Here is an 8,215-nt window from a genome sequence, read left to right on the forward strand (position 1 = left end):
ACAGGATTGTTTCTTTTTCTTTCACCTGCCTGCGGCCTGATCATTCGTTTTATGGTGGGTTACGGTAAGCGTTAATTTGCACGGCAATAAATCATTATTATTGATGATTGCCATTTTTATATTGGGTTGTCGCGTCCTGTGGGAAAGTGCCAGCCAACTGGCACTTCCGTTGTCAGCCCCCCCCGAAACGACCCGGTTAATCCTCTGTTCTTCCGTTCGCGCCTTACTCGGCGACTGACCACTCCTGTGGATAGCGTGCGGGAACGAAACGCACTGTGAGCGCCATCAGTCCGGCGATACAGAGGGCATGGAACGTCCAGTCAAGCCAGTAATTGCCGCTCAGACTGCGCAAGAGACCAGAGAGCCAGGGAGAGAGGCCAGCAATAATAAAACCAATCCCCTGCATGAAAGCGACTAATTTACCGGAGATTACCGGATGTCGGGCATGGTCGAGCGCCAGCACCAGACATAAAGGAAACGCGCCGCCCAGGCCGATACCGCACACCACCGCCCACAGAATCGGCAATTGCGCAGGCCAGAGGATAAAACCACAAAAGCCGAGCATCTGTAGCGCCAGCGTGAAAAGCAGCAATTTACGGCGATCCTGATGATGCGCGAGCATAGGCAATATGAGCGCTCCCGCCGTTTGACCGACGGTCATCAGCGCCAGCAGCGTACCGCTGAACTGTGCACTTTTGCCCAGTTGAATATAGTACGGCGGCAGCCAGGCAATCAGACTGCCGTAACCGCCATTGATCACGCCAAAATAAAGCCCCAGCGTCCAGGCACGCGGATTGAGGACGACGCGCACGGCGGCACCTTTCGGGTGAGTGATCGGCATCTCTGCGGAGCGGCGTTGTGCTAGCCAGCCAACCAGAGCAATCAGCGCGGGCAAGGCCCACCATGCCAGCGAGCGATGCCAGAGTTCGCTGTGTTGCGCGATCCACGGCGTCAGCGCCGCCCCGAGTCCCCCGCCCCCCATCAATGCGGCCGACCAGAGTCCCATCACCTGCGGCATGCGGCGATGAAAAAGACGCTTAATCACCGTGGGCATCACCACCTGAATAATCCCAATGCCAATGCCACCCAGCAGAGCGCTGCTGAGCAGCACAATGCTGTGCGGCGCCAGTTCACGAAGCAACGCGCCGGTCATCACCATCAACAAACTCAAGGTGACACTGACATGCTCGCTGATATGGCGATTGATCCACCCGCCAGCTAGCGCCAACGCGCCCATGGCGATCATCGGTAGCGCCGTGAGCAGCGACGCCACGGCAAAGCTCATGCCGCTGTCGGCGCGTAGCTGTGGCAGAAGCGGGCCGACAGAAGTCAGCAACGGACGCATGTTCAGGCCTATCAGCACCAGAACCAGCAGCATCAGGCCAACGCGGGGAGTTTTGTTCATGACTGTTTTTCAGCCCAGCGTTGATACACCGCCAGACCGTTAGGCTGCGGAAGATGATGAACGGGCAGGGTTTGCTGCTCGAGAGGCTGCTGTAGTTGCTGATAAATGGCAGCCGTAGAAAGACGGAACGTTTCGCCGTCGCCATTGCTGTTGGCGAACCAGACCTCTTTCACCCCGGTGAGATACATCGCGCTAAGGCACATTGGGCACGGTTGTCCGCTGGCGTAAACCACGCATTCGCGGAGCGCTGCACTGCCTGAATGGGCAGCAATCGCCCGAATGGCATTGAGTTCCGCATGCCCGGTGGGATCATCATCCAGGTGCAGTGTATTGACGGCTTCGGCGATCGCGACGCCGTTGCGGACAATGACCGCGCCAAACGGGCGTCCACCCTGTTCAACGTTACGGGCCGCCAGGGCCAACGCCTGTTGCAGATAGTTATCATGTGCAGACATGCTTTACTCCTGTGAGCAAATAAAAGAAGAACGATACGCCTGCGCGTACCGTTCTGATGGATTAAAAAGGCTTCGTTGGCAAGTACTTACCATCCAGAGTAATCACGGCGCGCTCGCCACCTTCTGGATCCGCCACTTTTTTTACATCCAGCCTGAAATTTATGGCGCTGATAATGCCGTCGCCAAATTTTTCGTGGACCAGCGCTTTTAGCGTGGTGCCGTAAACCTGCAACATCTCATAGAAGCGGTACATCGTCGGGTCTGTCGGTACGCGATCGTCAATACTGCCGCGCAGGGGAATGGTCTGTAACAACAGGACTGCATCGCTGTCGAGGGCCAGCTTCTCGTCGATGAGGCGCGCAGCATCGGCCGGGAGGGCATGTTGACCGAGCAGCGCGGCGGTGACAAAGGCTTCGGATAAGCCGGTACCGTCCGCAAGCTGGGCAAATGTGAGATCCTTTTTGGCTTTGCTCAGCAGGATCTGGTCAGCCAGGACCAGGCGAATATCACGGTTAATTTGCGACTGAATCATGATGAATCCTCATTGATACGTTAAAAAATAGCTCAGGCTGCGGATGGCTGGCGGTAAGGCATCGCGCAGGTGTCTGGGTTTTTCGCCAAAGAGACGAACTGTCTGCTGGCACCGTCGTAAGCGGCAATCTCTGCACTTTCGATGTCGTAAACCCAGCCGTGTAGCGCGATGCGCCCCTCTTCGAGCGCGAGGCGCACGGAGGGATGGGTCTGGATGTTGGCGAGTTGCGCGATGACGTTTTCACGCACCATTGAGGCCGTTTTCTCAGCCAAAGAGGTGTGCATTCGTGACTCGTTAACGACGCGAGCGGAGTCCGCATAACGCAACCAGTGGTTGACGGCAGGCATATGATCCAGGCAGTGACAGCCGGCAATGGCGGTCATCGCACCGCAGTCTGAGTGTCCGCAGATCACAATGTCGCTGACGCGAAGCGCAGAGACGGCGTATTCCACCGAGGCGGTTACCCCGCCGGGCTCCGGCCCGTATGACGGCACAATATTTCCGGCGTTGCGGATCACGAACAGATCGCCAGGCTCGCGCTGCGTGACCAGTTCGGGAACCAGGCGGCTGTCCGAACAGGAGATGAATAACGCCCGGGGATTTTGCTGGGTGGCAAGGCGTCTGAACAATTCCGCGCGTTCAGGAAAGACCTTGCGCTGAAACTTCAGGAAGCCATCAATAATCTCTTTCACGAATAATCCTCTGTCTCGCTATGCGATGGACACAGGCTACGCACTTCATGTCATAAGATAAAAGACTCATTTATAATGGAGGCTATTGGAAAATCTTATGGGTAAAGGCGATGCTGGATCGACACACTCACTATTTTCTTGCCGTCGCGGAACATCACGGATTCACTCGTGCAGCGGCGGCGCTGCACGTTTCGCAACCGGCGCTTTCACAGCAAATCCGGCAACTGGAGGAGGCGCTTGGCGTTCAGTTGTTCGATCGTAGCGGGCGTTTGACCCGGTTGACCGATGCGGGAGAGGTTTATCTGCGCTATGCGCGTAGCGCGCTACAGGCGCTGGAAGAGGGCAAACGTGCCATTCATGATGTGGAGGATCTGAGCCGGGGGACCCTGCGCGTCGCGGTGACGCCTACCTTTACCGCCTGGTTTATCGGCCCGTTACTGGCCAAATTCTATACCCGCTATCCTAATGTGACTTTACAGTGGCAGGAGCTCTCGCAGGACAACATCGAAGAGAGGCTGGTCAACGATAAACTGGATGTTGGCATTGCTTTTGATGAGATTCACTCTGCGGATATCGATGCACAGCCGTTGCTGACTGAAAACCTGGCCCTGGTTGTGGCGAATCATCATCCGCTGGCGGCACAGGCGTCGGTGGATTTAAGCGTGCTCAATAATGAAAAGTTGATTTTATTGAGCGCGGAGTTTGCTACCCGGGAACAGATTGATCGTTACTGTCGTCAGGCTGGACTGCAACCGCAGATCCACATGGAGGTTAATTCCATCAGCGCGGTGCTGGAACTGGTGCGGCGCACGGGATTATCCACGCTATTGCCTGCGCCTATCGCGTTGCAAAGCAACGATCTGCGGGCCATTTCACTGACGCCACAACTGCTCGAACGCACGGCCGTATTATTGCAGCGCAAAGGCGCCTGGCGAACCGCCGCCGCCAGGGCGTTTGTCGCGATGGCGCAAGAAGGCGTTAAGACTGTGAAAACGACACGCTAAGCGGCGTTTCGGCGAGGTAAGCCGCGGAGCAGATTGTGATTGCATAAGGAAAGTAGTTTGGGTATTTTTATGCAGTAAATGTGCATAAAAATAAAAGGAGAAGGGAATGTTCAGTCAGTGGATAAAAGCAGGATGTTTGATGATGGCGTTGACCGGGGCCGCTTTTGCAGCACAAGAAACCTACGTGGTCGGCGCGGGTGGCACCTATCGCCCATTTGAATTTGAAAACAGCCAGAAACAACTGGAAGGCTTTGATATCGATATTATTAAAGCCATTGCTAAAGCAGAAAATTTTGATGTCAAACTGGTCAACACGCCGTGGGAAGGTATCTTTGCGACGCTGGGTTCCGGGGATCGCGACATCATTATCTCGGGGATCACCATCACGGATAAACGTAAGCAGATGGTGGATTTTTCTCTTCCTTATTTCCCGGCGGAGCAGTCCATTGTCGTTCCGGCTGATTCAAAAGTGAGTTCTCTGGACTCGCTGAAAACGGAAAAGGTTGGCGTCGTTAACTCCAGTACCGGCGACATTGTGGTTTCTGGCGTTCTCGGGAAAAACAGCACCGCAATTAAGCGTTTCGACAACACGCCGTTAATGCTGCAGGAATTGTTTGAAGATGGCGTCAGCGCGGCGGTTGGCGATGTTGGCGTGGTGAAATACTACATCAAGCAGCATCCGGAAAAACAGTTCAAGCTTGTGCCGGATGCCAAGTTTGAGCGCCAGTATTTTGGTATTGCGGTCGCCAAAGGAAATACCGAATTACAGCAAAAGATTAACGCGGGATTGAAGAAAATCATCGCTGACGGTACCTACGATAAAATTTATAAAACCTGGTTTGACAGTGAAGTCCCGACACTTCCGTCAGAGTAATTTGCATTATTAATTTATTTTTAAGCTGACACGCGGTCTGTGTCAGCTTTTTTGCAGGGGAAAACCATGACGGGATTTCGTTGGGAAATCATCCAGGAGTATGCGCCATTATTTATGGAAGGCGCGTGGATGACCATAAAATGCACCATCATCTGTGTCTGTCTTGGCACACTCTGGGGGCTGACGCTGGGGCTGGGCCGCATGGCGAAAGCCGAGCACGGTTTCTGGAAATACGCACTCCGCTATTTTGTTCAATATCCCGTTCGTTTCTACGTCAGCGCCTTTCGCGGAACGCCACTGTTTGTTCAGATCATGGTCGTCCATTTTGCGCTGGTACCGCTGTTCATCAATCCCCGTGACGGAATTCTGGTCACCAGCGGGCTGATGAGCGCCGATTTTGCCCGCGAATTGCGCTCGGGCTACGGGGCTTTCTTATCCTGTATTGTGGCGATCACGCTGAATGCCGGGGCTTATGTTTCTGAGATCTTCCGCGCGGGGATCCAGTCGATTGACCCCGGTCAGATGGAGGCCTCGCGAGCGCTGGGGATGCCGTGGTGGAAAACCATGCGCAAAGTCATTCTGCCTCAGGCTTTTCGCCGTATTCTTCCACCGCTGGGCAATAACGCCATTGCGATTGTCAAAGATTCCTCACTCGCCTCGGCGATCGGTCTTGCCGATTTGGCCTACGCGGCGCGTACGGTTTCAGGCGCTTACGCCACCTACTGGGAACCCTACCTGACCATTTCACTGGTGTACTGGGTACTCACCTTCCTGCTGGCGCAGCTGGTTAACCGTCTGGAAAAAAGGTTTGGTAAAAGTGATCCACATTAAAAATTTACATAAACATTTTGGTGACAACCACGTTCTGCGCGGGATTGACTGTGATATCAAACCGCAGGAAGTGGTGTGCATCATTGGCCCGTCAGGGTCCGGGAAAAGCACCTTTTTACGCTGTATGAATGCGCTTGAGACAGTCACCGAGGGCGAAGTGATGGTGAATGGTTTTGCCGTTCACGATCGCAAAACCGATCTCAATAAAATGCGCGAAAGCGTGGGGATGGTGTTCCAGCGTTTTAATCTGTTTCCGCACATGACGGTGCTGGACAACCTGATGATGGCACCGCAAATGTTGTTGGGGCTCTCGCGTCGCGATGCGACCAGCCGGGCAGAAATGTTGCTGGAAAAGGTCGGATTAAGCGATAAACGCGACGCCTGGCCTTCACGCCTGTCGGGCGGTCAACAGCAACGTGTGGCGATTGCCCGCGCGCTGGCAATGAACCCCTCGATCATGTTGTTCGATGAGCCAACCTCGGCGCTGGATCCAGAGTTAGTGGGGGATGTGCTGGAGGTTATGAAGAATCTGGCCAATGAAGGCATGACCATGGCGATTGTCACCCACGAAATGGGGTTCGCCCGTGAAGTGGCTGATCGGGTCATCTTCATCGATCACGGTATTATCCAGGAAGAGGGATCGCCTGACGTGCTTTTTACGTCGCCAGTGAATCCGCGAACGGCTGAGTTTTTAAGTAAGGTTCTTTAATATTAGAGGCCAGATCGGTATTTCCCGATCTGGCCAATTACGTCAAAATCCGATCTGCTCTTTTATCGTTTTGCTACTGCCGTTTGTTTTTACTGGCGCGATGCCCGCATCACGCGATTGCACGGAGGCATATACATCTGGCTGGCGCTAATAATCTGATGATTACCTGCTTTCAATACAAAACGGAATTGATCGTTTGTACTCTTACTCAATTCAAACCAACCGGCCATCATTATCGCCTTTTTGAAAAGAGAGGAATTACCGGACCGTATTGAGCATCGTTTAGTGATAATTTATCAGGCACTATTCGAAGGGAACTGTAAAGTCTCAAACTAGTCGCGATGCAGAAGGAGAGAAATGAAACAGATCAATGTGCGTCTTGCAAAGCTCAGAAGTCGGTTTCCGCCGCCGGTCATTTTGTTAATCTTTGTGGTCGGGGATTGTTTGACCGCAAATCCGCGTTTTACCTTTGGCCTGGTCACCCAGGTGCTGAGTCTGGCGATTGCTGCAGTCAGTCTCGGCGTCATTCTGACGACCGCGTGGCACATGCATGTGAGTCGCACTACCCTCAATCCACTACAGGCGGATAAAACAACGACGCTGGTTACGCACGGATGTTATGCCTGGAGTCGAAATCCTATTTATCTTGGACTGACCGGTGTGCAATTTGCCGTTGCGCTCTGGATGGGCAGTCTGCCTGGCATGATTGCCGTACCGCTCTTTATGCTGGCGGTGGCCCGGTTGCATATCGATTTTGAAGAGTTCGAGTTACATAAGCGCTTTGGTGCACAGTGGGAGCACTACACTAAACAGGTTCGCCGCTGGCTATAAAGGCAGGATGTCGACTATCCGCAGACCGCGTCAACAAATGCGATGGCATCAGCGACAGCATGGCGCGCCTGCCACGCAAGGTATCCGGGGCTGTCTGCGTCACAAAAGCCGTGCTGTGCATCGTACATATGACATTGCACCAGGGGCAATGTTTCCAGCTTCTGTTGTAGCGCCGTAGGGTCGAATGACGGCTCATGGCGAGCCATGATCATCAGCGCAGGGCAGTGCGGTAACTCATCGCTGTACTGACGAATGCGAGAGCCATAATGACAAATAACCCCGTCACACAAGCCGCTTCCTGCGACCCGCCATGCGAGCGTTGCCCCGGTGCTGTAGCCGATGACAATCAATTTGCGATGTTGCGCACGCAGTGTGGTAAGCAACGTTAAGATGGGTTGTGGATCAAAACCAACGTGGTTTGAAAAATAGCGATACGCCTCGTCCTGCTGAGCATAGCTGTACGGCGCGTCATGCGGAAAAAGTGCGGGGGCGTAGACATCGAAACCACGCGCCCGCCACATTTCCCTGGTGCGATGTATATGCGCATTGATGCCGTAGATTTCATGCAGGATCACGACGGCATCTGACCGTTGGGTTGGCATCGGCGGTTTAGTCGTCTGCTTTGTGTGCCCAGGCAGGCATGGATGTCAGGTAACGGATTGCGCGCTTACGTGACTCCTCAGGGCCCACTTTTTGCCAGGAATCCAGAAATCCTGCCAGACCGGAAACGGCGTCATCCCAGGGCTTCAGATTGCCTTCGGCATCGCTGCAATAGGCACAGTATTTATCGCTCGCCCCTTTGGCATCGGGTGCGGAAAGTGGCATTCCGCAGGCATGGCAAAACTGTTCTTGCTGTGACATTTCACGCTCCTTGTATCCTGT

At 54.0% G+C, this 8,215-nt stretch carries 12 protein-coding genes and 1 pseudogene; 6 read left to right on the plus strand and 7 right to left on the minus strand.

Going from position 1 to position 8,215, the window contains the following annotated elements; genetic code table 11:
• Nucleotides 1-75, plus strand: a 75-nt coding sequence (locus AB7E14_RS16585) for a DUF2545 family protein (RefSeq protein ID WP_428169690.1), incomplete at its 5' end; no start/stop codon positions are given.
• Nucleotides 76-223: 148 nt separating this feature from the next.
• Here the strand turns inward: AB7E14_RS16585 and AB7E14_RS16590 are convergent.
• The 4 genes from AB7E14_RS16590 to AB7E14_RS16605 form a co-directional block, all read right to left on the minus strand.
• On the minus strand, nucleotides 224-1,405 hold the full coding sequence (locus tag AB7E14_RS16590; RefSeq protein WP_316962449.1) for a cyanate transporter: 1,182 nt from the start codon (nucleotides 1,403-1,405) through the stop codon (nucleotides 224-226).
• Nucleotides 1,402-1,860 (minus strand): nucleoside deaminase, encoded by a 459-nt coding sequence (locus AB7E14_RS16595; protein ID WP_042999946.1) that lies wholly within the window; start codon nucleotides 1,858-1,860, stop codon nucleotides 1,402-1,404. Before AB7E14_RS16595 ends, AB7E14_RS16590 begins: the two co-directional genes overlap by 4 nt.
• Nucleotides 1,861-1,921: 61 nt before the next feature.
• Complete coding sequence (cynS, locus tag AB7E14_RS16600; RefSeq protein ID WP_316962450.1) at nucleotides 1,922-2,392, minus strand: cyanase; 471 nt, start codon at nucleotides 2,390-2,392, stop codon at nucleotides 1,922-1,924.
• 32 nt (nucleotides 2,393-2,424) lie between these two features.
• A complete protein-coding gene (locus tag AB7E14_RS16605; protein WP_042999948.1) occupies nucleotides 2,425-3,084 on the minus strand; it encodes a carbonic anhydrase in 660 nt (219 codons plus the stop codon).
• A 110-nt stretch (nucleotides 3,085-3,194) separates the two neighbouring features.
• On the opposite strand from AB7E14_RS16605, the gene cynR reads away from it, so the two are divergent.
• The 4 genes from cynR (at nucleotide 3,195) to AB7E14_RS16625 (ending at nucleotide 6,502) form a co-directional block, all read left to right on the plus strand.
• Nucleotides 3,195-4,088, plus strand: coding sequence for a transcriptional regulator CynR (gene cynR, locus AB7E14_RS16610; protein WP_316962451.1), 894 nt, complete (start codon nucleotides 3,195-3,197; stop codon nucleotides 4,086-4,088).
• 106 nt (nucleotides 4,089-4,194) lie between these two features.
• Nucleotides 4,195-4,962 carry a basic amino acid ABC transporter substrate-binding protein gene (locus tag AB7E14_RS16615; RefSeq protein ID WP_042317722.1) on the plus strand — a complete coding sequence of 256 codons (768 nt, stop codon included), beginning with the start codon at nucleotides 4,195-4,197 and terminating at the stop codon, nucleotides 4,960-4,962.
• A 66-nt stretch (nucleotides 4,963-5,028) separates the two neighbouring features.
• Complete coding sequence (locus AB7E14_RS16620; RefSeq protein ID WP_042999949.1) at nucleotides 5,029-5,793, plus strand: amino acid ABC transporter permease; 765 nt, start codon at nucleotides 5,029-5,031, stop codon at nucleotides 5,791-5,793.
• Complete coding sequence (locus tag AB7E14_RS16625) at nucleotides 5,780-6,502, plus strand: amino acid ABC transporter ATP-binding protein (RefSeq protein ID WP_044327364.1); 723 nt, start codon at nucleotides 5,780-5,782, stop codon at nucleotides 6,500-6,502. The genes AB7E14_RS16620 and AB7E14_RS16625 overlap by 14 nt, the downstream gene beginning before the upstream one ends.
• A gap of 42 nt (nucleotides 6,503-6,544) precedes the next feature.
• On the opposite strand, the pseudogene AB7E14_RS16630 reads toward AB7E14_RS16625, so the two are convergent.
• Nucleotides 6,545-6,732 (minus strand): annotated as a pseudogene (locus tag AB7E14_RS16630) (YegP family protein).
• A gap of 127 nt (nucleotides 6,733-6,859) precedes the next feature.
• Here AB7E14_RS16630 and AB7E14_RS16635 point away from each other — a divergent pair.
• Nucleotides 6,860-7,333 (plus strand): methyltransferase family protein, encoded by a 474-nt coding sequence (locus tag AB7E14_RS16635; protein WP_192926861.1) that lies wholly within the window; start codon nucleotides 6,860-6,862, stop codon nucleotides 7,331-7,333.
• A gap of 14 nt (nucleotides 7,334-7,347) precedes the next feature.
• Here the strand turns inward: AB7E14_RS16635 and AB7E14_RS16640 are convergent, their stop codons facing one another.
• A complete protein-coding gene (locus tag AB7E14_RS16640; protein WP_109740688.1) occupies nucleotides 7,348-7,935 on the minus strand; it encodes a dienelactone hydrolase family protein in 588 nt (195 codons plus the stop codon).
• Between the two features lie 7 nt (nucleotides 7,936-7,942).
• Nucleotides 7,943-8,194: a zinc ribbon domain-containing protein gene (locus AB7E14_RS16645; RefSeq protein WP_042999953.1), complete on the minus strand. Its 252-nt coding sequence runs from the start codon at nucleotides 8,192-8,194 to the stop codon at nucleotides 7,943-7,945.
• Between the last annotated feature and the right edge of the window lie 21 nt (nucleotides 8,195-8,215).

The sequence above is a fragment of the Citrobacter sp. genome (assembly GCF_050252275.1).
GTDB classification, from domain to species: Bacteria; Pseudomonadota; Gammaproteobacteria; order Enterobacterales; family Enterobacteriaceae; genus Citrobacter_A; species Citrobacter_A amalonaticus.